The organism is Niveispirillum sp. FG148, from assembly GCF_057809655.1.
In genome coordinates this window covers 78865-102341 of record NZ_JBMDKJ010000015.1, presented here as the reverse complement: position 1 = coordinate 102341, position 23477 = coordinate 78865, and the positions used below count along the sequence as shown (strand labels likewise).

23 protein-coding genes and 1 other RNA gene are annotated in these 23477 nt (G+C 64.2%); 6 read left to right on the top strand and 18 right to left on the bottom strand.

From position 1 onward, the window contains the following. The first annotated feature begins 98 nt into the window (after positions 1-98). On the top strand, positions 99-1781 hold the full coding sequence (locus ACODTW_RS16535; protein WP_488947156.1) for a methyl-accepting chemotaxis protein: 1683 nt from the start codon (positions 99-101) through the stop codon (positions 1779-1781). Positions 1782-1979: 198 nt separating this feature from the next. On the opposite strand, the gene ACODTW_RS16530 is transcribed toward ACODTW_RS16535, so the two are convergent. The 6 genes from ACODTW_RS16530 to ffs all read right to left on the bottom strand — a co-directional run bounded on the left by ACODTW_RS16530 (position 1980) and on the right by ffs (position 7009). Further along, on the bottom strand, positions 1980-3230 hold the full coding sequence (locus ACODTW_RS16530; protein ID WP_488947155.1) for a polyhydroxyalkanoate depolymerase: 1251 nt from the start codon (positions 3228-3230) through the stop codon (positions 1980-1982). A gap of 248 nt (positions 3231-3478) precedes the next feature. Continuing rightward, positions 3479-4072, bottom strand: a complete 594-nt coding sequence (gene recR / locus ACODTW_RS16525; protein WP_488947154.1) for a recombination mediator RecR — start codon at positions 4070-4072, stop codon at positions 3479-3481. A gap of 51 nt (positions 4073-4123) precedes the next feature. Next, positions 4124-4363 (bottom strand): DUF1272 domain-containing protein, encoded by a 240-nt coding sequence (locus ACODTW_RS16520; protein WP_488947186.1) that lies wholly within the window; start codon positions 4361-4363, stop codon positions 4124-4126. Positions 4364-4547: 184 nt separating this feature from the next. Beyond that, on the bottom strand, positions 4548-4871 hold the full coding sequence (locus ACODTW_RS16515) for a YbaB/EbfC family nucleoid-associated protein (protein WP_488947153.1): 324 nt from the start codon (positions 4869-4871) through the stop codon (positions 4548-4550). Positions 4872-4874: 3 nt separating this feature from the next. Beyond that, entirely contained in the window at positions 4875-6785 is a 1911-nt protein-coding gene (locus ACODTW_RS16510; protein ID WP_488947152.1) for a DNA polymerase III subunit gamma/tau, read from the bottom strand. Between the two features lie 126 nt (positions 6786-6911). After that, an RNA gene (ffs, locus tag ACODTW_RS16505) (signal recognition particle sRNA small type) lies at positions 6912-7009 on the bottom strand. Between the two features lie 111 nt (positions 7010-7120). Between ffs and nudC the strand changes: the two genes are divergently transcribed. The 3 genes from nudC (at position 7121) to recQ (ending at position 11173) form a co-directional block, all read left to right on the top strand. Then, positions 7121-8041, top strand: a complete 921-nt coding sequence (nudC, locus tag ACODTW_RS16500; protein WP_488947151.1) for an NAD(+) diphosphatase — start codon at positions 7121-7123, stop codon at positions 8039-8041. Between the two features lie 88 nt (positions 8042-8129). After that, on the top strand, positions 8130-9071 hold the full coding sequence (gene prmB, locus ACODTW_RS16495) for a 50S ribosomal protein L3 N(5)-glutamine methyltransferase (RefSeq protein ID WP_488947150.1): 942 nt from the start codon (positions 8130-8132) through the stop codon (positions 9069-9071). Between the two features lie 239 nt (positions 9072-9310). Beyond that, complete coding sequence (recQ, locus tag ACODTW_RS16490; protein ID WP_488947149.1) at positions 9311-11173, top strand: DNA helicase RecQ; 1863 nt, start codon at positions 9311-9313, stop codon at positions 11171-11173. A 77-nt stretch (positions 11174-11250) separates the two neighbouring features. Here the strand turns inward: recQ and ACODTW_RS16485 are convergent, their stop codons facing one another. From ACODTW_RS16485 to ACODTW_RS16435, 11 genes are all read right to left on the bottom strand, one after another. Continuing rightward, positions 11251-12963, bottom strand: a complete 1713-nt coding sequence (locus tag ACODTW_RS16485) for a long-chain-fatty-acid--CoA ligase (protein WP_488947148.1) — start codon at positions 12961-12963, stop codon at positions 11251-11253. 177 nt (positions 12964-13140) lie between these two features. Further along, positions 13141-13716, bottom strand: a complete 576-nt coding sequence (locus ACODTW_RS16480; RefSeq protein WP_488947147.1) for a hypothetical protein — start codon at positions 13714-13716, stop codon at positions 13141-13143. After that, a complete protein-coding gene (mnhG, locus tag ACODTW_RS16475) occupies positions 13717-14076 on the bottom strand; it encodes a monovalent cation/H(+) antiporter subunit G (protein ID WP_488947146.1) in 360 nt (119 codons plus the stop codon). Then, positions 14063-14377 carry an MrpF/PhaF family protein gene (locus tag ACODTW_RS16470; RefSeq protein WP_488947145.1) on the bottom strand — a complete coding sequence of 105 codons (315 nt, stop codon included), beginning with the start codon at positions 14375-14377 and terminating at the stop codon, positions 14063-14065. Before ACODTW_RS16470 ends, mnhG begins: the two co-directional genes overlap by 14 nt. Then, positions 14374-14847 (bottom strand): Na+/H+ antiporter subunit E, encoded by a 474-nt coding sequence (locus ACODTW_RS16465; protein WP_488947144.1) that lies wholly within the window; start codon positions 14845-14847, stop codon positions 14374-14376. Before ACODTW_RS16465 ends, ACODTW_RS16470 begins: the two co-directional genes overlap by 4 nt. Then, positions 14844-16409: a Na+/H+ antiporter subunit D gene (locus ACODTW_RS16460; RefSeq protein ID WP_488947143.1), complete on the bottom strand. Its 1566-nt coding sequence runs from the start codon at positions 16407-16409 to the stop codon at positions 14844-14846. The genes ACODTW_RS16465 and ACODTW_RS16460 overlap by 4 nt, the downstream gene beginning before the upstream one ends. After that, a complete protein-coding gene (locus ACODTW_RS16455) occupies positions 16406-16765 on the bottom strand; it encodes a Na+/H+ antiporter subunit C (protein ID WP_488947142.1) in 360 nt (119 codons plus the stop codon). The genes ACODTW_RS16460 and ACODTW_RS16455 overlap by 4 nt, the downstream gene beginning before the upstream one ends. Further along, positions 16762-17163 (bottom strand): MnhB domain-containing protein, encoded by a 402-nt coding sequence (locus ACODTW_RS16450; RefSeq protein WP_488947141.1) that lies wholly within the window; start codon positions 17161-17163, stop codon positions 16762-16764. The genes ACODTW_RS16455 and ACODTW_RS16450 overlap by 4 nt, the downstream gene beginning before the upstream one ends. Then, positions 17160-19469 carry a hydrogen gas-evolving membrane-bound hydrogenase subunit E gene (mbhE, locus tag ACODTW_RS16445; protein WP_488947140.1) on the bottom strand — a complete coding sequence of 770 codons (2310 nt, stop codon included), beginning with the start codon at positions 19467-19469 and terminating at the stop codon, positions 17160-17162. The genes ACODTW_RS16450 and mbhE overlap by 4 nt, the downstream gene beginning before the upstream one ends. 100 nt (positions 19470-19569) lie before the next feature. Then, positions 19570-19695 (bottom strand): hypothetical protein, encoded by a 126-nt coding sequence (locus tag ACODTW_RS16440; RefSeq protein ID WP_488947139.1) that lies wholly within the window; start codon positions 19693-19695, stop codon positions 19570-19572. Between the two features lie 64 nt (positions 19696-19759). After that, positions 19760-20488, bottom strand: coding sequence for an alpha/beta fold hydrolase (locus ACODTW_RS16435; protein WP_488947138.1), 729 nt, complete (start codon positions 20486-20488; stop codon positions 19760-19762). A 172-nt stretch (positions 20489-20660) separates the two neighbouring features. Between ACODTW_RS16435 and ACODTW_RS16430 the strand changes: the two genes are divergently transcribed. Together ACODTW_RS16430 and ACODTW_RS16425 are read left to right on the top strand one after the other, a co-directional pair. After that, a complete protein-coding gene (locus tag ACODTW_RS16430; RefSeq protein WP_488947137.1) occupies positions 20661-22304 on the top strand; it encodes a DEAD/DEAH box helicase in 1644 nt (547 codons plus the stop codon). A gap of 5 nt (positions 22305-22309) precedes the next feature. Continuing rightward, on the top strand, positions 22310-22552 hold the full coding sequence (locus ACODTW_RS16425) for an Lrp/AsnC ligand binding domain-containing protein (RefSeq protein WP_488947136.1): 243 nt from the start codon (positions 22310-22312) through the stop codon (positions 22550-22552). A 138-nt stretch (positions 22553-22690) separates the two neighbouring features. Here ACODTW_RS16425 and ACODTW_RS16420 read toward each other — a convergent pair whose 3' ends face one another. Beyond that, positions 22691-23416, bottom strand: a complete 726-nt coding sequence (locus ACODTW_RS16420; RefSeq protein ID WP_488947135.1) for a hypothetical protein — start codon at positions 23414-23416, stop codon at positions 22691-22693. Positions 23417-23477 lie beyond the last annotated feature (61 nt).

The window sequence follows — 23477 nt, the reverse complement described above, 5'->3', positions numbered from 1 at the left end:
TTGCGTTATAGAATCAACCTTGTGATCCCGACCAGGGAGAGTAGCCTCAACCAATCCGACTCGTGATTTGGGAGGCTGCGGTGCGTTGGACCATACGCTTGAAACTCATCGCAGTCGGCGCCGTCGCCTTTGTCGGCCTCAGCATACTGGCCGCGACCTTCTTCATTGTCGACCGCGCCTCGGTCGAGAAGTTCCGTCAGTCGGATCAGGCGGAACAATATCTGAAGCTGGTCAATGAAGCCCATGGTCTGGCAACCGAAATGGGCCTGGTCGCCATGGACATCCTCGTCGACAAGGATGATGGCAACATTGAAAGCCAGCGGCGGAAATCCATGGAGGACGGGCTGGCCGAACTGGCACAACTGACCCGCCAGGTCAGGACCGGTGCCCAAGCGGGAGCCGAGGCCAGACAAGCCGAAAAGGCGCTGACCATCGTCGCCGACCTGACGCAGACCATGCGAAACGACTTGGTCCAGGCTGTGGAAAGCCGCGCGGACCACCAGCGCTTCGCTGAACTGGATGATCAGATCGACGGGATGGTGGAGAATATCAAGACTGAACTGGACGCCATCGTCACATCTGTCACGACCCGCGCCCGACAGGCGGACGCGGAGCAGCGCGCCTGGATGGCGACATCGCGTCTGGTCGCTGGCGCCGCCTATGGGATCACCCTGGTGCTGATGGTCGGCACCTTGGCAGTGGTCGGCGGTGCCATCATCGGTCCATTGCGGGCATTGACCGCCGCCATGGGCCGGTTGGCCGACGGTGATACCAACGTTGTCCTGCCAACCTGCGACAGCGGCGATGAACTGACGGCGATTGTCGCCGCAACCACCATTTTCCGGGACCAGGCCGTCCACAAGGCCCAATTGGAACGGGAACATGCGGACGCGGGAAACCGCGCAGCGATCGAACGGCGCCAGTCCCTGGAATCGGTGGCCGACGCCATCGACAAACAGGTGCAGAGTGCGGTTCAGACCATCGTTGATGGTATCGACAAGGTCCATGTCCTGACGGGCACCATGGCCGAAAAGGCGCGGGAAACCTCCCAATCCTCCACCGCAATTGCGACTGCGACGCATCAGGCGGCTGGCAATGTGCAATCGGTCGCCCAGGCAGCGGAAGAACTGGGCATTGCCTCATCGGAAATCGCCCGCCAGGTCAGCCATGCCTCCACCATCACCCAAACGGCCGTGCGGGAGGCGGAGACGGCGCGTGACGTGATGGGCGGCCTGACTGCCGCCGCCGGACATATCGGAGAGGTCGTCGCCCTGATCAGCGAGATCGCCGCACAGACCAACCTGCTGGCACTGAACGCCACGATTGAAGCCGCTCGCGCGGGTGAGGCCGGCAAGGGCTTCGCCGTTGTCGCGAGTGAGGTCAAAAATCTGGCCGGACAGACCGCCCGCGCCACCGATGAAATCACCCAGCAGATCGACACCCTTCGGCAAAGTGTAAGTGATGCCGTACAGGTCATCGGACGCATCGCCGGCACCATTGAAGCTGTCAACGGCAACGCGACCGCCATTGCTGGTGCCGTGGAGGAGCAGGTGGCCACAATTGCGGGCGTGTCTGACAATACCGGCCATGCAGCGGCCGCATCTCGCGATGTGTCGGAGAAGGTCGGCCACATCTCGCATGGGGCCGCCGCCACACTGGAATCGGCCGCAGGGATCGAGCGATGGATAGAGAATCTATCGAAACAGGCCAGCGACTTGGCTCAGCAGGTTGACCGTTTCGTCAGCGATATCCGGCGAACCGCCTCAGGCGGCGCCACCTGACAGCCTGTAATATTAAGGGCCATAATTTATGCCCCTTGGTACGGCGGCGACCGCCGGCGCACCGCTCATGCGAGCGGAGCCAAGCCAGCGGATGTTGTCACCGGAGATTTACCGCCACTGGTATAACTGTTCGACAGTATAAGGGGCGCCGATCCGGTTGGATCGGCGCCCCCGCCTTATCGTGTATTCCCCCTGCCCTCAGGCCGCGGCGGTCTTCCGCCCGGCGCGCACCGCATCATTCTCCAGAATGAAGCGACGCACACGCGGCTCAATATCTTCGCGCCATTTGCGGCCGTTGAAAATACCATAATGGCCCACGGCCTTCTGAAGATGGTTGTGCTTCTTGGCCTCGGGGATGTTCTTGCACAGATCGTGGGCGGCGATGGTCTGGCCGGGGGCCGAGATGTCGTCCAGTTCCCCTTCCACGGTCAACAGTGCCGTCTTCTCGATGGCAGACGGATCAACCGTCATGCCCCGCCATTTCATGCGGCCGTTCGGCAGCGCCCGTTCCTGGAAGACCTGATTGACGGTCTGCAGATAGAATTCCGACGTCAGGTCCATCACGGACAGGTATTCATCGTAGAACTTGCGATGCGCTTCCGCGCTGTCACCGTCGCCGCGAACCAGATGGCGGAACAGCTTCAGATGCTCGCCCACATGACGGTCGAGATTCATCGACATGAAGCCCGTCAGCTGCACGAAACCCGGATAGACCCGACGCAGCGCACCCGGATAATAGAGCGGAACCGACGTGATGACATTGCGTTCAAACCAGCCGATTTCCTTGTCTTCGGCCAGCTTGGTCACCACGGTCGGGGCGGCGGCCGTGTTGATGGGGCCACCCATCAGGGTCATGCTGGCCGGCTGACACGGATCATCCAGTTGCGCCATCAGGGCCACGGCGGCCAGGGTCGGCACCGCCGGCTGACACACAGCCATGACATGCGTGTTGGGGCCCAGGAAGCGGATGAAGTCCATCACATAGTCGATGTAATCTTCCAGATCGAAGCTGCCGCGGGCCAGCGGCACCAGCTTCGCATCGTGCCAGTCGGTGATATAGACGTCGTGATTTTGCATCAGCTGCTGCACCGTACCGCGCAGCAGCGTGGCGTAATGGCCCGACATCGGCGCCACCAGCAGCAGCTTCGGGTCATCATGCGGCACGGCGCGCTGGAAATTCAGCAAGTTGCCGAAGGGCTTTTCCAGCACCACCCGCTCCGTCACCGCCACCTCGCGGCCATTCACCCGCGTGGTCGGCAGGCCGAAATCCGGCTTGCCCCAACGGCGGGTCGTGCGGTTGATCAGCTCGGCTCCGGCAGCCACGGCGCGGCCAACCTTGGTGTAGGAGGCCGGCAGGAACGGGTTCTGGAACGTATGTTGGGTAGCCTCTGCCATCAGGCGCAAGGGCGTCAGGGCGGCATGCTGAAGATCGTACAGGTGATAGAGCACTGAATGTTTCCCTTTCAACCCTGGCCCCGCCCAATGGGGAACCCTCGGTGACGATAAAGCGTTAACCCTGCGGCACGCTGTCCCAGGGTTCAGCCTATCTACCACAGGCGATGATGCAACAGATAAATCACGAAACAGTTAAGATCAGCCGGAACTATCCGAAAGCTCCAGCCTTCCCCCTGCCACCGGTCCCATCTGTCGAGCTGCCGCTTTATTCGGCATACATACACCGTTAACCGGCGCGAATGTTACAATGTCCGGCGGGAACGCAGGGCCGCCGTCAGGGTTCCATCATCCAGATAGTCCAGTTCGCCGCCCACCGGCACGCCATGCGCCAGCCGCGACAGCTTCACATCGCAATGCACCAGACGATCGGAAAGATAATGGGCCGTGGTTTGTCCACCGACAGTGGCGTTCAGCGCCAGGATAACCTCCCGCACTTCCGACCGGCTGGCCCGTTCCAGCAGGCCTGGAATGGACAGATCATCGGGCCCGATCCCGTCCAGCGCCGACAAGGTACCGCCCAGTACATGATAGCGGCCACGGAAGGCGCCCGTGCGCTCCAGCGCCCACAGATCGCCCACATCCTCCACCACGCACAGCATGGTGGCGTCGCGGGCCGGGTCGGCACAGATGGAGCAGGGATCGTGGCTATCCAGATTGCCGCACACGGCGCAGGTGCGGATGCCGTGGGCGGCGGCCGTTATCGCCTCTCCCAACGGCATCATCAGGCTGTCGCGCCGTTTGATCAGGTGCAGCGCGACACGGCGGGCCGACCGCGGCCCCAGGCCGGGCAGCTTCGCCAACAACTGGATCAGGCGGTCGATTTCAGGTCCAATCATGGCGGCGACGCTACAGGATGTTCGCCGAATGTTCCAGCAGAAAAGCCGGATTCAGAAGCCGGGCCCACAGCCGCCTGATTTTACCACGCGATCGGCGCGCGGCGGATATTGGGCCCATTTCTCCGGTGCCCGGGGCGGGCGTGGCAGCAGCATTCCACCGCAATTGGGGCAACGCCCCCGCAGGGGCCCCTGGCCGCAGCCCTGGCAGAATGTGCATTCAAAGGAACAAATCAGGGCATCCGGGCTGTCGGCCGGCAGATCCCTGTCGCAACATTCACAGCCCGGTCGCATTTCCAGCATCAACGCCTCCCGTTTCCAGAAGACCTTCATCGCCCGACCGTAATGTGTCGGCAAGGCAGGATGCTGACAGAAAACGGACATTTTCCGCCATACCGGCGGGCCCCGGAAAAGCCGCAGGGGCGGGAAGGACCGGGCCCTCCCGCCCCCGATCACCGGCCTATGGTGACCAGACGCCTCAGAACGGCATCTTGAAGCCCGGCGGCAGCTTCAGGCCGCCCATCAAGGCATTGGTCTGTTCGGCCGTGTAGGCTTCGATCTTCGACTTGGCGTCGTTATAGGCGGCGGTGATCAGGTCTTCCAGCACCTCCACATCCTCCGGATCGACAACAGACTTGTCGATCTTCAGGCTGCGCAGGTCGCCCTTGCCGTTCAGCACCAGCTTGACCATGCCGGCACCGGCCACACCCGTGGCCTCATGCTCCTGCATCTTGGCCTGCATCTCGGCCATCTTGGTCTGCATCTGCTGGGCCTGCTTCATCATCTGGCCGATATTCTTCATGGCTCAGAAGTCTCCTTCATAATCGCCCTCATCCATGGGCGGTGGTGCATCGAAATAAGGGCTGTCGGCCATCTCGTCACCCCCAAAAGCGTCCATCGCCTCGGGAATGTCGGGTTCGATGGTGGCCGGCGGGGCCAGCGCCACCTGTGACAGGTCGCGGATCGTGTCGATCTTGGCGCCGGGAAAGGCCATCAGCACGGCCTTGACCAGCGGATGTTCCGCCGCCTCGGCCCGCTGACGCTGTTCGGCGTCGCGTTCCTGCTCGGCAATGGTCGGCTCCCCGGCCGCGCCGGAGACGGAAACGACCCAGCGTTTGCCCGTCCATTCGGTCAGCATCTGCCCGACCTTGCCGGGCAGGTTCTGCGGACAGGCGGGCTGCAGGCGCAGTTCAATCATTCCGCTTTCAAAACGGACCAGATGGACCGATGCCCGCAGCAGACCGGCCAGCACCCCTTCCCGCTTGTCCAGGAACAGGTCGGCCACGGCGCGGAAGCTGGTTGGTTCCGGGATCGTATCAATCTTGGGCGCAGGAGCCGTCTGCAACACCGGTGCGGGGGCCGGTACCCCGGCAAAGGCCCGCCCACCGGCCACCATGGCCATGGGCGCACCCTGGACCGGGGCTGCATGGACCGTGCCGGGACCGGGTCCGGCGGAGAAACCGCCGCCACTACCTCCCGCTGAACCACCGCCCAGACCGGCATGCAGGGCGCGGGCTGCCGCCTCCACCCCGCCGGCCTCGTTGATCTTCCGGATCAGATCGGCCGGGCTGGGCAGATCGGAGGCGTAGGACAGGCGGATCAGCACCATTTCCAGCGCCTGCATGGGCACCGGCGCATGCTGAATTTCCCCCAGCCCCTTCAGCAGGATCTGCCAGGCCCGCGCCAGGGCCGGCATGCCCAGCTTCTGGGCCAGGGCCACACCGCGCGTGCGTTCATCCTCCGGAATCGACGGATCGTCGGCCGTACCGGCGACAACGCGGGCGCGGGTCAGGAAATGGGTGAAGTCCAGCAGGTCCTGGGCAATGACAATGGGATCGGCGCCACAGCGATGCAGATCGGTCAGGATGTCCAGCGCCTCGGCCGGCTTGCCCGTCATCACTGTCTCGAACAGGTCGATGATACGGGTGCGGTCGGCCAGGCCCAGCATGTCGCGGACCTGGGTCAGGGTGACCTTGCCGCCGCCCAGCGCAATGGCCTGGTCCAGCAGCGACAGCCCGTCACGCACCGACCCGTCGGCCGCCCGCGCAATCTGGGCAATGGCGTCGGCTTCGACCGGCACGCCTTCCTTGCCCGACACGCGGGTGAAATGGCCCACCAGTGTCTCATGATCAACACGGCGCAGGTCGAATCGCTGACAGCGCGACAGCACCGTCACCGGCACCTTGCGAATCTCGGTGGTGGCGAAGACGAACTTCACATGCGGCGGCGGCTCCTCCAGCGTCTTCAGCAGCGCGTTGAAGGCGCTTTTCGACAGCATGTGGACTTCGTCGATGATGTAGAGCTTGTAGCGCGCGGCCGACGGGGCATAGCGCACGCCCTCAATGATCTCGCGCACATTGTCGACGCCCGTGTTGCTGGCGGCGTCCATCTCGATCACATCGACATTGCGGTCGGCGGCAATGGACACGCACATTTCACACACGCCGCAGGGGCTGATGGTCGGCCCCCCCTTCCCGTCCGGCCCGATGCAGTTCAAGGCGCGGGCGATGATGCGGGCCGTCGTCGTCTTGCCCACCCCGCGCACACCGGTCAGCATATAGGCCTGATGGATGCGCCCCGACTGGATGGCATTGCGCAGGGTGCGGACCAGCGCGTCCTGGCCCACCAGCTCGTCGAAATTCTGCGGCCTATATTTGCGCGCCAGCACGCGATAGGCGGCACCGGCGGCGGGATGGCTGTTCGTCTCGTCGGTCACGGCGATGATCCAAGGGCGCGGAAGAATTTCCGCACTTTAGTGCCGGGGGCGTCCTGATGCCACGATTTTGCGATGGCGCAAGACCAGCAGCACCAGATCGTGGAACGATTTTCAGTAATATGAAGGGTGGGAGGCTGGACGAACGACCCGAGCCGAAACTCGTTACGGCTGCTTCCTTCCGGACCTGACCGGGTTGGCGAGGGACCCGCCCGTTGCCAACCTCCCGCCGCCTATATCGGCGAGGCCCGCGGGAAATACAAGGGAGATTCCGCCGGGGCCGGTCTGTCGGGAACGCATTGGCCGGCTTTTCGGGCCCATGTCACCGTTTCCCAACCATGATGAAACTTAACTTCTATGCCGGGAGCGGCCTGGATCGGGCGGCACACCGGCGCAAGGATGCGCAATGGCTGGCCGAAAGGCTTCGCCACCCGACGGAAACCCGCATCGTGCCCTGGTGGCGCGGCCGGCATCTGGTGACCGGGTCGGAAGAGGCGCCTCTGCCAGCCTATCTGCCAACCGATGCCAATTGGTGGCAACGCGACATTACCCTGCCACCGCTTTATCTGGGCGATAGCGGTGGTCTTTCCTATTTCGCGGTCGATCTCTCTCCCCTGGAAGACATTGACGGGCACAAGGCTATCGTGGGCCTGGGCCGGTTCGTGGAGCTGCGGTCCCTGGGCACGCGCATCGGCCAGCGCACGGGCGGGCTCTACGCCTATATCCGCGCGCTGCTGCTCTGGCATGCCAAGCACCGTTTCTGCGGGTCCTGTGGGTCGCCGACGGAGGTGGCGGAGGCCGGACATAGCCGGCGCTGCACCAACCCGGCCTGTGCCGCCCAGCATTTCCCCCGCCATGATCCGGCCGTGATCATGCTGGTCCATGATGGCGGTGACCGCTGCCTGCTGGGCCGGCAGGCGCGGTTCCCGCCCGGCTTCTATTCTACGCTGGCCGGATTCGTGGAGCCGGGCGAAAGCCTGGAGGAGACGGTGGCGCGGGAATGCATGGAAGAGGCGGGGGTGAAGGTCACCGACATCCGCTATCATTCCAGCCAGCCCTGGCCCTTCCCGTCCTCCCTGATGCTGGGCTTTCACGCCCGCGCCACCAGCTTTGACGTGAAGCCGGACGAAGACGAACTGGAAGACGTGCGCTGGTTCAGCCGGGATTATCTGCTCAAACACAAGCCGTCGGACGAATTCCGCCTGCCGCCGCATGACAGCATTTCCCGTCAGTTGATCGAGTCCTGGCTGAAGGGATAGTCCATCCGACCTAACCCGATGCTTGCGGGCGGCGGGGCGCCCTGCCATCCTGCGCGCCTGTCCTGACCTCGCCGGAGTATGCGTCCAGATGTCCGACCTTTCCCTGCCTGCCGCGGGCACCGTGGCGGCGGAACTGTCCACCGTCCGCGATTTCATCCGTTATGCCGTCAGCCGTTTCAACCGGGCCGGCCTTGTTCACGGCCATGGCGCCTTCACCGCCTATGACGAGGCGGTGTTTCTGGTGCTGGAAACGCTGAAGCTGCCCGTGGACCAGTTGGACCCGTATCTGAACGCGCACCTGTTGCAGGCCGAGCGGCTGGCGCTGGCCGAAATCATCAACCAGCGCGTCACCAGCCGCAAGCCCGCCGCCTATCTGACCAAGCGCACCTATATCCAGGGCGTGCCCTTCTATGTCGATGACCGCGTCATCGTTCCGCGTTCCTTCATCGGTGAACTGCTGTTCGGCGAGCTGTTTGGCGGCGAACAGGACTTTGCCCTGGTGGAGGATGTGACGGACGTGGAGAAGGTGCTGGATCTCTGCACCGGCTCCGGCTGCTTGGCCATCCTGGCCGCCAAGATTTTCCCGCTCGCCGATGTTGATGCCGTCGACCTGTCGCCCGACGCACTGGAGGTGGCGAAGATCAATGTCGCCGACCACGGCCTGGAAGAACGGGTGAAGCTGTATCAGGGCGACCTGTTCAAGCCGCTGAAGGGCAAGAAATACGACCTGATCATCTCCAACCCGCCCTATGTCGATGCCGAGGCCATGGCCGACCTGCCGCCCGAATATCAGGCAGAACCGACGATGGCCCTGGTCGGCGGCGGCAAGGACGGGATGGACATTGTCCACCGCATCCTGAAGGAAGCGCCCAAATATCTGAACCCGGAGGGCGGCATCCTGGTGGAGGTCGGTACCGGCCGCGCCGCCCTGGAGGAAGCCTATCCGGACGCCGAATTCCTGTGGCTGGAAACGGAACTGTCCTTCGGCGAAGTGTTCTGGTTGACGCGTGAGCAGTTGCTGGAGCTGTAACAGCACCCAAGTTCCGTAGGTCAGGGTGAGCGTCAGCGAACCCCGACATCTTGCCGGTGCTGTGGCCTGTCGGGGTTCGCCGACGCTTACCACGACCTACGGAGGCGTCAAGGTCCCAGGGAACGGGATAAAGGACGCGCCCCCGCCAAAGCGCTGGACCGGGCGCCGCCGCTGTCATACACCTATCGCAGCCCCGCATCTGGTGGCCGCACCCGTTCCCGACCCCAAGCCATAGCAGCATGCCCGACGCCCTTCCCCAGTCCGCCCCCCTGACGCCATTGGCGGCGGCCCAGGATGCCTTGCGCCGGGTCTGGGGCTATCCGGCCTTTCGCGGCATGCAGGGCGATATTGTCGAACATGTCGTCGCCGGTGGCGATGCGCTGGTGCTGATGCCCACGGGTGGGGGCAAGTCGCTATGCTACCAGATCCCGTCGCTGGTCCGGCCCGGTGTCGGCATCGTCGTTTCCCCCCTGATCGCCCTGATGCGTGATCAGGTGGATGCGCTGCGCCAGTTGGGGGTGCGCGCCGCCTATCTCAATTCCACGCTGGACTGGCGCGAAGCCATGGAGGTGGAGCGGGCGTGTGAGCGGGGCGATCTCGACCTGCTCTATGTCGCCCCTGAGCGGCTGGTCACGCCGCGTTTCCTGGAACTGCTGGAACGGTCGCGCATCGCGCTGTTTGCGTTGGACGAGGCGCATTGCGTCAGCCAGTGGGGGCATGATTTCCGCCCGGAATATCTCCAGCTTTCTATTCTGCACGAAAAATTCCCCGATGTGCCGCGCGTCGCCCTGACGGCCACGGCCGATGCGCAGACGCGCACCGACATCGCTAACCGCCTGGGCCTGGGTGAGGCGCGGCTGTTCCTGGCCAGTTTCGACCGGCCCAACATCACCTACCGCATACTGCCCAAGGATCAGGAACGCCGCCAACTGCTGGATTTCCTGCGCCGCCGGCCTGAGGATGCGGGCATTGTCTATTGCCTGTCGCGTGGCAAGGTCGACGCCATCGCCCAGCACCTGTCCGAACAAGGCGTCGACGCCCTGCCCTATCATGCCGGCCTGGACCCGCAGACGCGGCAGGCCAACCAGGACCGGTTCATCAAGGGCGAAGGCGTGGTGATGGTGGCCACGGTCGCCTTTGGCATGGGTATCGACAAGCCGAACGTGCGCTTTGTCGTGCATATGGACCCGCCGCGCTCCCTGGAAGCCTATTATCAGGAAACGGGCCGCGCCGGACGCGACGGGCTGCCGGCGGAGGCACTGATGCTCTACGGCTTCGCCGACGTCGTGCAGATGCAGATGATGGTGGAGAATTCCGACAGCCCGCCGGCCTTCAAGCGCACGGAACGGCAGAAGCTGGATGCCCTGCTGGGCTTCTGCGAAACGGCGCGCTGCCGCCGACAGACTCTGCTGAATTATTTCGGGGAGGAGTACCCGAAGCCGTGTGGCAAGTGCGACACCTGCTTCCAGCCCGTGGAGACCTATGACGGGACGGTTGTTTCGCAGAAGGCACTGTCGGCCGTCTATCGCACGGGTCAGCGCTTTGGTGTCGGCCATCTGATCGATGTGCTGCGCGGCGTTTCCACCGACAAGGTGGCGGAAAAGGGCCATGACAAGCTGAAGACCTTCGGCTGCGGCACCGAACTCAGCAAGCAGGAATGGCACAGTGTCTTCCGGCAGCTGGTTGCCAACGGCTTTCTCTGCGCCGATCCGGAAGGCCATGGCGGCCTGGTCCTGACCGACACGGCCCCGCCCGTGCTGAAGGGCCAGGACGTGGTCCGCCTGCGCCGCGATCCGCCGTCGGAGGGACGGAGCAAATCCGCCTCACGCGGCAGCACGTCCGCCGCGCGGCCCCGCACCTCCACCGCCGACCTGTCGCCGGCCGATGATACGCTGTGGCATGCGCTGAAGGCGCTGCGTCTGGAACTGGCGCGCGAACAGGGGGTGCCACCCTATGTCATCTTCCACGACGCCACGCTGATGGAAATGATCCGGGAACGGCCGACCGACCTGGACGAGCTCGGTACCCTGCAGGGCGTGGGTGCGCGCAAGCTGGAGCGTTACGGCGAATATTTCCTGGATGTGATCCTGGCGCATTCGTGAACCGGACCACGGCTTCCGGGTAAAATGGAAAGGGCCGCCTGATCGTCAGGCGGCCCTTCCAACGGCTGGCGGGGGCATCACCCCGCCTTCTTCTTATCCGCCTCCAGTTCGTCCAGCAGCGCCTTGCGCGACAGCTTGCCGATCATGGTCTTGGGCAGTTCGTCGCGGAATTCGTACAGCTTGGGCTGTTCGATGGTGGACAGCTTGTCTTCCAGGAAGGACTTGATGTCTTCCTTGCTGAGGTCGAATCCATCGCGCTTCTTGATATAGGCCTTCACCGTCTGGCCGCGATAGGGGTCGGGCACCCCCAGCACGATGCATTCGGCCACGCCCGGATGCTGATAGATCGCCTCTTCCACATTGCGCGGATAGACGTTGTAGCCACCGGCCAGGATCATGTCCTTGATGCGGTCGACGATGAAGATATAGCCATCCTCGTCGAAATAGCCGACATCGCCCGTGTGCAGCATGCCACCATCCAGCGTCTCTGCCGTGGCTTCGGACTTGTTCCAATAGCCCTTCATCACCTGTGGGCCGATGATGCAGATCTCGCCCCGCTCGCCCTGCGGCATTTCCGTCTTGCGGTCTTCCAGGCTGATGATCCTGATCATCGTGCCGGGAACCGGCAGACCGATGGAGCCGGCGCGGCTGGCATGGGGCGGGTTGATGGTGGCGATGGGGGAGCTTTCGGACAGACCGTACCCTTCCACCAGCTTGCAGCCCGACAGCTTTTCGAACTGCGCCTTCACTTCCACCGGCAGCGGCGCGCCGCCGGAATTGCACAGCTTGATGGAGGACAGGTCGTACTTGGCCACGTCCTTGTGATTGTTGATGGCCGTATAGATGGTGGGCACGGCCGGGAACTGCGTCGGCTTCTTCTTGTCGATGACTTCCATCACCTGGTCCAGTTCGAACCGGGGCAGCAGGATCATCTCCCCGCCCTTCATTAGGGTCAGGTTCATCACGCAGGTCATGGCGAAGACATGGAAGAAGGGCAGCACGCCCAGCATGCGCTCCTTCCCATCCTCCGCCTCGTGGAACCAGGCCACGGCCTGACGCGTGTTGGCCGTGATGTTGAAATGGGTCAGCATCGCGCCCTTGGGCACGCCCGTGGTACCGCCGGTATATTGCAGCACGGCCACATCACTGGCCGGGTCGATGGCGACCGGGGCGGGATTGCCATTGTTGGCGATCAGGCTTTTGAAGCGCACATGCCGGTCGTCATTCGGGATCTCGGCGATTTCCTTGCGCTTGGCAAAGGGGAACAGCCAGTTCTTCGGAAACGGCAGGATGTCGGCCATGGGCACGACGATGATCTTGTGCAGACGCGTCTGGCCAAACATCTTGGCCAGCTTGTCATAGGTGACCTTCAGATCCAGGCTGATCATCCAGTCGGCTTCACTGTCATTGATCATGTGGGCAATTTCCCGCTCGGCATAGAGCGGGTTGAAATTCACCACGGTGCCGCCGGCCTTCAGAATGCCGAAGAAGCAGATGACCGAATAAGGCGTGTTGGGCAGGAACAGGCCGACCTTCTGGCCCTTCTTCAGCCCCATCTTCTGCAGGCCCGCCGCGAACCGGTCCACAAGCGACCCGATCTGGGCGTAATTATACTTCTTGTCCAGGAAGTCGATGCAGGGATGGGTGGCGAAGCGGCGCACAGCCTCGTCCAGCATGGCCGGCAGGGACTGGTTGGGCAGGTCGATATCCCAGCTTACGCCCGCCGGATAGCTCTTTTCCCAGATGTGAGCCTGACGATCCTGCGGTGCCTGCTTGGCGGCTTCGGCCATGTCCGTCCTCCCGAATGCTTCTCGATTGGCGCCCGGCAGTGCCGGAGCCCTTTATTGACCTATATCGGTAGCCAATTCGCAACCTCAAGCGATTATTCCGGGTGACGTAACGGAAGGCATGCGGATTTTTCGCAGGGTGGAAGAATTGGCTGTTGCCCCCACGGAATGTCCCCGAAATCAGGCCTTGGCGTGCAAGGCAGCGGTCGTCATCGCCGCGGCCATGATACCAATGTTCGCCAAACCATGGCCTGCGGAAATCACCAGCCATGCTTTCACATGTCCTGCCCGGGCCAGCAGGAAAACATATAGCCATGCCTGGGCGGCAAAGCCGGTGAAGTACCAGCCCCATAACAAGCTGGACTGGCCCTTGTGCATGAAAATGAAAAACAGGCCGGTTGCGACGATAAAGATCACGTCCGGCCGGAAGCGTGGCGGGATCATGCGACTGATGGCGTAAAGCGCGCCCAGCATCGCCGTTTCCAGCAATGGCCCCACCATGACAGTCAATATAAACCAGAAAGGAAGGCGCTCTCTGGCAAAAAACTGATCCGGCGGCGTGCCGGCGAAGCCCACGGCGTAATGGATCAGGCCTTGCCCCGCCCATGGCAGCAGCAGGAACAGCAGCCAGATCAGGGGCAGAACGTACCAACGCAGGCGAAGGGGTGCCCAGACGGTTCCGTCACCGATCTTGGACAGAAGATAGCCCGCATAGACCAGGGACAGCGCAAAACTGGCGATAATGATGAAGGTCATTCACGCCCTTCGCGTTGGATCGTCCTCCGTTCCCTTCAATTCATCACGTATCGTGCCTTCCCACAACTTTTCTCCGCTGATGTGGATTGCCCGGCCAATCATGTGGGCGGACACGGGCGTGGTCAGCAGCAGGAACAGGATGGCAGCGCCGGCACGGGCCAGCACATCGATACCGGGAAAGAACAGCGCCACGGCCAGCAGTGCCAGACCGCAGCCCAGAGCCCCGGCCTTGCTGCTGGCATGCATGCGGGTCAGGGCATCGGGCAGGCGATAGACCCCCAGGGCCGCGATGGCGCAGAACAGGGCGCCGGCCACGGCCAGCAGGCCCACAGCCCCCTGCCAGATCTCAATCCAGGGCATCGTCTTCCCCCTCCCCGGCCTGGCGCCGGGCCGCCGCGCGCTGTTCCATGAACCGGGCATAGGCCACGGTGCCGAAGAAAGCGACCAGCGCCAGGGCGATGGCCGCGTCCAGATAGACAACCCGATCCGTCAGGATGGCCAGCAGGGCGATGAAGGCCACGGCCAGCACACCGAACAGGTCGATGGCGACGATACGGTCACCCAATGTCGGCCCACGCAGCACCCGCACCACCGACAAAGCCAGCGCCAGCAGCAGCAGGACGAAGGACAGGATCAGGCAGCCCGACAGGAACGGCGTCATCGCAGCACCTCCAGGATGCGTCGCTCCATCTCGCGCTTGGTTTCGGCGCGCAAGCGCTCGGGATCGGCAGCGAACATGGCGTGGATGTAAAGCGTGCGCCGGTCGGGCGCCACATCCAGGGTCAGGGTGCCGGGCGTCAGGGTGATGGAACAGGCCAGCAGCGTGATCTCCCAATCCGTCTTCGCGTCCAGCGGAATGGCGATGATGGCGGGGCGGATCGGTTCCCCGATACCCAGTACGCCCTTGGCCACCTTGATCGCCGACAGCCAGATCTCCTTCACCAGCCACAGCGTATAGGCGATGCCGCCCCACAGGCGGCGGAAATAGCGCTGCTGGGGATAAAGCGGCCGGGCCAGCCACAGGATGGCATGAGACAGGACGAAGCCGACGATGAAGCCGCGCAGGCTGAAATCGGCCCCGATGGTCATCCAGCCGATCGCCAGCAGAATATTGATGGCCAGCAGGGTCATGGCGCGGCCCCTGTGGCGGCTTCGGGCTGGACGGCGCCGACCATCGTGGGTGGTTCACGCCCCTGTCCCAGCACCGCGTCGATATAGTCCGTCGGGTCGATCAGGCTGGCCGCCGCCCGGCCGCTGATATTCATCAGCAATTCGGGCCTGAGACCAAAACCCGTCGTCAGAAACGCCAGGATAAGCAGCGGCAGGACCAGCGCCATGCCCGTCCAGCCCTCAACGGGCTGAACAAAGGCGGCCTGGTCCGCTGGATAGGGTTTCCACACCATCTCCATCCAGACCCGGCCCACCAGCCAGATGGTCAGCAGGCCCGTGAACAGCAGGGCCGCGATGGTCGTATAGGCGCCGGCCGACAGGCCCGCCCGCACCAGGGCATATTTGCCCCAGAACCCCGACAGGGGCGGAAAACCCGCCAACGCGGCCATGGGGATGAACAGCAGCACACACAGCCAGGGCGCCAGCTTGAACAATCCCCCCAGGCGGTCATAGCCGGTATGACCACCCGCCATCCGCGCCACCACCCCGGCACCCAGGAACAGCCCAGCCTTCACCACCATGTCATGAACCATGTAGAACACGGCCCCGGCCAGCGCCAGGGGTGTGGCCAGCGCCAGACCGGCCACCATCGTCCCGATATGGGCCACCACCTGCCACGACCAGGCCCGCCGCAGGTCGCGCATGGCCAGGGCGCCCAGCCCGCCCAGGATCATGGTGCCCAGGGCCATCCACAGCAGGATGGCATGGGTCCATTCCCGATCGCCGACAAAGATCAGCGTGAAGACACGGATCAGGGCATAGACCCCAACCTTGGTCAGCAGCGCCCCAAAAATGGCCTGCACCGACGCCGCGGGGGTGTGATAGGCAGCCGGCAGCCAGAAGAAGAACGGGAACAGAGCCGCCTTCATCCCGAACGCGATGATGAACAGCACGGCGACACTGCTCACCAGCCCCTTGTTGGCAACGCCGGGCAGCTTCACAGCCAGATCGGCCATGTTCAGCGTGCCTGTCATCCCGTACAGCAGCGCCACGGCCAGCAACAGGGCTGCCGTCGCCACCAGGTTCATGGCGGCATATTTGACGGCCCCGTCGATCTGTTCGCGGGTTCCGCCCAGGGATAGCAGGACGAAGCTGCTGATCAGCATCACCTCGAACCAGACATAGAGATTGAACAGGTCGCCGGTGATCAGCCCGCCGCAGACACCCGTCATCAGCACCTGGAAGACGGGATGGTATCCGCCGCGTTCTCGCACCGGGTCAATATCGCCCAGGCTGTACAGGCACACGGCGAAGCCCAGCAGCGACGCGATCATGATCAACAGGGCCGACAGTTGATCGGCCACCAGCGTGATACCGAAGGGGGCCGCCCAGGACCCCATCTGCACGACCTGGATGCCATCATCCTGCACGGCGGACATCAGGCATCCGGTCAGAACCATCAACAGGACGCTGCCGGCCAGCGACAGGCCCCGCTGCACCTTCGGCCGCGCCCAGAACACCATGCATAGCGCCGCCGTCGACAGCGGCACCAGGATGGGCGATGCGGTCAGCCAGCCGCTCATGACCGCTCCTCCGGTTCCGCCGCGCGCATGGCGGCCGTGTCCAACGTCCCCATCTCCTGATACGCACGCCAGCCCAGGGCCAGGGCAAAGGACAGAAGCCCGAAACCGATGACAATGGCTGTCAGGATCAGGGCCTGCGGCAGCGGATTGGACACGCCGGCGGCCAGCACCTCTTCCCCACGGCCGATCAGGGGCGGACGGGCCGCGGTCAGGCGGCCAATGGTCAGGATGGCAACATTGATGGCGTTCGACAGCAGGATGACGCCGAACAGCACGCGCAGATATTGCCGTGACAGGAACAGGTAAACGGAAGCGGCGACCATGCCGCCGACGGCCAGGGCCATGATGGCGTTCATTGCCCCTTCCCCTCTTCCATCAGCGACTGGACCATGGACAGGATGCCGCCCACGACGACGAGATAGACGCCGATATCAAAAACCACGGGCGTGCCGATACCGACCGCCCATTTCGCCGTCATGAAACTGTCGCCCCAGGGGGCTGCCACAAAGCCTGACAGCACGCCCATCAGCAGCCCCGCCCCCAGCACGCCGCGTGGATCGGCGCGCAGCATGCGCGTCATGGCCGCAACGCCAAAGGCCAGGGCATGCAGGCAGAAGGCGACAGCGCAGATCAGTCCGCCGACGAATCCGCCACCCGGTTCATTATGGCCGCGCCAAAGGATTAAGACAGAGAACAGGATCATCAGCGGCACCAGCAGCCGCACGCCCGTGCGCAGAATCAGGCTGTCGATCATGGCTTGCCTCCGCCCTTGGCCCGCGCCTTCAGCAGCGCCAGCACGCCCAGACCGGCCGTGGCAATCACCGTGATCTCCCCCAACGTATCGAAGCCGCGGAAATCCACCAGGATGACATTGACGACATTGCGCCCGTGCGCTTCCAGCAGCGAGGTGTCGCCGAAGAAGCGCGTCAGCTCCAGCGACAGGGGCAGTTCCAGAATAGCCAGCATGAGGACGCTGGTCGCCCCGCCCAGGGCCAGCGCGATCAGCCCGTGCAGCAGCCTTGCCGGCGCCGGCCGGTCGGCCCTGCGCGGCAGCAGCGGCAGCCGGGCCAGGACCAGCACCAGGATGATGGCGGTCAGGGTCTCCACCATCAATTGGGTGATGCCAACGTCGGGCGCACCGTAAAGCAGGAAGAACAGGGCCACCGACAGGCCGTTGACCGACAGGGACAGGATGGCCGCCATGCGGGTGGTGGCGCGCAGGGCACCCGCGGCGCCGGTCAGCATCAGCACGGCCAGGGCGACGCCCAGCCAGTCGTCCGGCACGATGGTGATGGCGCCGGGCAGCACCAGTCCGTCGCGCGCCCACAGGGTCGCGACCAGCAGCAGCGCCATGGACGCGAAGATGATGGTCAGATAGCGGTGCAGAAGCCCGCCCTGCAATCCCCCCGTGACCCAGCGGGCCAGCCCATCGCCGGCCGCCAGCAGCCGGTCCCAGGCCCGGTCGTGATCGATGCGCGTGATGCGCTGAAGCGCCGCCAGACCCGCCCGCACCGGACGCAGCGCAAGATAGCCGATCAGCCCCAGCATCACGGTCAACGCTGTGAGGCCCAGGGCCGGTGTCAGCCCGTGCCACAGATGCAGTTCAACGGGCACTGCCGCTCCACGGATCGTTGATGCCGTGGCCGACAGCAAGGGGGCTGGCAGTGCCGCCCACAGGCCGAACAGCAGGGAAAGCGACGCCAGCACAGCCGGACCGCTCCACAGCGCCGATCCCCCTTCATGCGCCCTGGCGGCGGCAGGCGACGCCTTTCCCAGAAATGGCTTCACAAAGACCAGACCGGCAGCACCGATCATGCTGGCATTGGCCAGGATCAGAGCCGCCTGCGGCAGCCACAGTCCGCCCTGCCAGACGGCTTCATAGATCAGTTCCTTGGAAATGAAGCCCAGCAGGGGCGGCAGGCCCGCCATGGACAAGGCTGCCAGCCCCATGAACAGGCCCGTAATGGGCATGTGCCGCAACAGACCGCCCAGTTCGCCCACCTCCCGCGTACCGGTGCCATGGTCGACAGCGCCGGCCGCCATGAACAAGGCGCCCTTGTACAGACTGTGCGCCAGCAGGAAGGCCGCGAAGCCGGACAGCGCACCCGGCGTCCCGATGCCCAGCAGCAGCATCAGCACGCCAAGCGCCATCAGGGTCGTGTATGCCAGGATCTTCTTCAGATCGGTGGAACGCAGCGCCATGGCCCCGCCCCACAGGGCCGTCACCCCGCCGGCCACAACCAGCGCCCAGAACCAGATCGGCGTCCCGCCCAGTGACGGATGCAGCCGCGCCAGCAGATAGACGCCAGCCTTCACCATGGTCGCGGAATGCAGGTACGCGCTGACCGGCGTCGGGGCGTCCATGGCGTTGGGCAGCCAGAAATGGAACGGCACCTGTGCCGATTTGGTGAAGGCGGCCAGCAGCAGCAGTCCCATGATGGCGGGATAGAAGGCATGACCGGTGACGTTCACGCCCCCGGCCAGAATGCCGGACAGGGTCCATTCCCCCGTCACCAGCCCCAGCAGCACCAGACCGGCCAGCAGCGCCATGCCGCCGCCGCCCGTCACCAGCAATGCCTGCAGTGCCGAGCGCCGGGACCGCGCATTCTCGTGGTTGAAGCCGATCAGCAGAAAGCTGGTGACGCTGGTCAGTTCCCAGAAAACGAACAGCGCAATGATGTCATCGGCCGTGACCAGTCCCAGCATGGAAGCCATGAAGGCCAGGATGAAAAGCTGGAACCGTCCCAGATGCGGGTGACCCTGCAGATAGCCGCCGGCATAGATGACGATCAGGCCGCCAATGCCGGCGACCAACAGCGCAAACAGCAGCGACAGCCCATCGAGGCGGAAAGACAGGGCCACGCCCAGGCTGGGGGCCCAGGCCATGGTCTCCAGCACCGGTTGGCCGGACAGGACCGCGGGCAGCTGCGCGGCAAAGCAACCGGCAATGACCAGCGGGACCAGCCCGATCAGCCAATGGGCCGCGGACGGCACCGCGCGTGTCAGACTTGGCGCCAGAAAGGCGGAAAAGACGATCGCGAGAATGGCAGCCAGGATCAAAACGCGCCCACCTTCCGGTTACGGGTCCGTGGGGCGCAGTATAGGGATCAAGCCCCGCCCTTCAACCGAAACCGGCCGGGCGGGGACTTAATCCGGCAGATCAGTGATGGCCGTGGCCGCCATGATGGCCATGACCGCCATCGCCTTCCGGCGCCTTGATGGCGGCAACGCAGATGGCGGCCAGGACGCTGGCGGCGAAGAACAGGCCGATGGCAGCGAAGCTCATGTGGTATCTCCCAAACCCGGTAATCCGCCGCAAACCTAGCGGGCGGCGCCGGCGGGTGCAACCGTCACGGCGACAAGGGTGCAGCCAGCCATTCGCGCATCAGCATCGTCACCTTCGCCGGCTGTTCCAGCGGCGCCAGATGCCCGCAATGGTCCAGCATCTCCAGCCGCGCCTGGGGGATGAGCGCTGCGATCTCCTGGGACCGGTCCGGTGGTGTCTGCTGGTCGTCAGCGCCGACGATAATCAGGGTGGGCACGGCAATGGAGGACAGGCCGGGCCGGCTGTCCGGGCGCGACAGGATGGCCGATTGCTGCCGGCAAAAGGCATCGCGCCCCACCCGTTCCGTCATGGCCAGCACCACACCGCCGATTTCCGGCACATCGACATGGTCGGGATGAACCTGCGTCGCCAGCAGGCGGGGGGACATGCCCTTGAACTTGCCCATGCGCGCCAGCTTCACCAGGGCCGTGCGCCGCTGGCGCTGTTCGTCCGTGTCGGCCCGCGCACTGGTATCCACCAGACAGAGCCGGGTCACCCGCGCCGGTGCTTGACGCAGAATCTCGAAGGAGACATAGCCGCCCATCGACAGGCCGGCCAGCGCGAACCGCGGCGGGGCATGGGCCAGGACGACCGCCGCCAGCGCCGCCACCGAGTCCTGCCCGGTCAGGTCCGGAACATGACAATCCGCGATATCGGACAGACCCGATAGCTGATGCGCCCACAGCGCGCGGTCGCATAACAGGCCCGGAAGCAATAGGAGGGGCTGCCTTGCGTCCTGCGGGGGGTGGCTCATCGCCCGTAATCCTTGCTAACAAAGGCCGAAATTGATATCGAAGGCGCGACCGTAATCGATGTGTGCCGCCGACGCCAATGCCGGGGACGCAAGGTTGTCACCGGTCATTGCTGATCGCCGCCGACGTCACGGTGTTGTAATTCGACGTCGTCTCCAGACTGATGAAGGTCTAATGCTGTTCTCGGAACTTGGACTCGGGTCCGAAGTCCTGCGCGCCGTTGAAGAAGTCGGCTACACCACCCCCACGCCGATTCAGGAAAAGGCGATTCCCTGGGTGTTGCAGGGCCGCGACGTGCTCGGCTGTGCCCAGACCGGCACAGGCAAGACCGCCTCCTTCACACTGCCCATGATCGAAATCCTGGGGCGCGGCCGTGCCAAGGCGCGCATGCCCCGCTCGCTGATCCTGGAGCCGACGCGCGAACTGGCCGCCCAGGTGGCAGAGAATTTCGAGCTGTATGGCAAGTACCACAAGCTCTCCATGGCCCTGCTGATCGGTGGCGAATCGTTCGGCGACCAGATCAAGAAGCTGGAACGCGGCGTCGACGTGCTGATTGCCACGCCGGGCCGCATGATGGACCTGTTCGACCGCGGCAACATCCTGCTGACCGACATCAAAATCCTGGTGATCGACGAAGCGGACCGCATGCTGGACATGGGGTTCATCCCGGATATCGAGCGCATCGTCGGCCTGCTGCCGAAGAAGCGCCAGACCCTGTTCTTCAGCGCCACCATGCCGCCGGAGATCAAGCGTCTGGCCGACAAGTTCCTGACCACCCCGGAAGAGGTGACGGTCAGTGCGCCCGCCAGCACGGCCATCACCGTGGCCCAGCATCTGCTGGTCGTGGATGAGCAGGACAAGCGGGAGGCACTGCGGCGCCTGATCGCCACGGACGATGTGAAGAACGCCTTCATCTTCTGCAATCGGAAGAAGGATGTGGACATCGTCTATGGCTCGCTGGCCAAGCACGGCTTCAATGCCGGCGCGCTTCATGGCGACATGGTCCAGTCGAAGCGGACGGAGACGCTGGAAGCCTTCAAGGCCGGCAGCATCGACCTGCTGGTCTGTTCCGACGTGGCGGCACGCGGCATCGACATTTCCAATGTCAGCCACGTCTTCAATTTCGACACGCCGCATCATTCCGAAGACTATGTCCACCGCATCGGCCGCACGGGCCGCGCCGGCAAGCTTGGCCGCGCCTTCACCATCGCCACGCCGGAAGACGGCAAGCTGGTGCAGGCCATCGAGAAGCTGATCGGCAAGGAAATCCCGCGCTTCACCATCGAGGGCGTTGCGACGGCCGAACTCTCCTTCGACGCCGACCCGCGCCGTCGCGGCCGCGGCGGCCCGAAGAAGGACGAGTCGCGCCGTGGCAGGGACAGCCGTGGCGGCCGGGGTGAGCATCGTCATGCCCACGTTCCGGTCGAGGCCATCGAGGCGGCCGTGGAAGCGCACGAGCCGAAGCGTGAACGGCCGGAGCGTCAGGAAACCCGCAGCGAGGGCCGCGGTGACCGCCATCGTGAACGGCCCGAAAGCCGTCCGGAAGGTCGTCCCGAGGGTCGTGGCGAAGGGCGGCCTGAGGGTCGTCCCGACGGTCGGCCTGAGGGGCGCGGCGAGTTCCGCCGTGACGATTACCGCCGTGAACGCGATGATCAACGTCGCGACCGCCGTCCGCGTCGCGACGATATGGATGATGATCGCGGTCCGCCCGTCGTCGGTTTCGGCGACGATGTGCCGGCCTTCATCCTGCGCGCCGCGCGTCCACCCAAGGCACCGGCTGTCGTGGAAGTCGTGGATAACGAGGCGTCAGAGGCCTGACCCCCATGCAGACCATCTTCGTCCAGGTAAAATGCGAACTGGGCCGCGCCTATGACGTGGCCGATCTGGCTGTGCAGAGCGTCCCGGAAGTGTCGGAGGTGCATTCCATCTCCGGCCAGTACGACCTGATGATGAAGTGCTTCCTGGAGGATGGTGAGGATATCGGGCATTTCGTGACTGGACAGATTCAGACCCTGTCCGGAGTGAAGGACACCTTCACCATCATCACCTTCAAGGCCTTCACCTGACCTGATGTTTTTCAGCGTGGCGACATGAAAAAGGGGGAGCGACCGTCCGGTCGCTCCCCCTTTTTCGTTTGTCGGCGGGCAGGGGGTGCAGGGCGCCCCCTGCCCTTTATCACCGATCCGTGCGTTCCGCCCCAAGGATCAAGGGAAGCGGCAGATGGTGCCGGTCACCTCGACGAAGGAGCGGGCGCCGGGCGCTACCGTCATGCGGACTTCCTTGTCGGCCGTGATCAACGTGCGTTCCAGGGGCAGAACGCCCTCCATATCCACCGTCTTGCCCGAGGCGTCGATAATCTGGATCTTTACGGGCTTGGCCGGGTCGTACCAGGCCTCCGGGCTGCCACCCGTATTGCGGGCGGGCACACCCTCGCCGGAAACGGTGATGGCGCCATCGGCAAAGGCCACCTGGCTGTTGGCGCCCTTATAGATGGGCGTCGGGAGGACAAATCGCTTGGTTTCAGCGCGCGAGCAGGAGCGCGGGTTGCTGGTCTGCTCAATGACGAAAGCCATGCGGTCGGGGTTCACACCCTCGGCCAGCTTGCGCGCCACCAGTTCATTCAGCTTGGCCAGTTCGCCACTGGGCACCTCGCGCTGCAACCGGATCTCCAGCTCATTGGCACGGATTTCCTGGGTCTGGGCGATCTGCTGAAGCTGCTGGGCGCGCTTTTCAGCCTTGTCGCGGGCCGCAACCATGTTGGCCAGTTCCTCCTGCATGGAGCCTTCGCGCGATCTCAACTGTTCGACACCGACCAGATAGGAGAAACCGGCAACGACACCCAGCAGGGCCAACCACAGGCCGACCTTGCCAAGCCGGCTCCAGAAACGGCGACGGTAGCGCCGATGGTGATCGTAAAGACCGTAGCTCATCGCCTGCACAAGCTAAATCAACGGAAAGGGCGCGTGCCCGTCACCGGACGCGCGCCCCGCG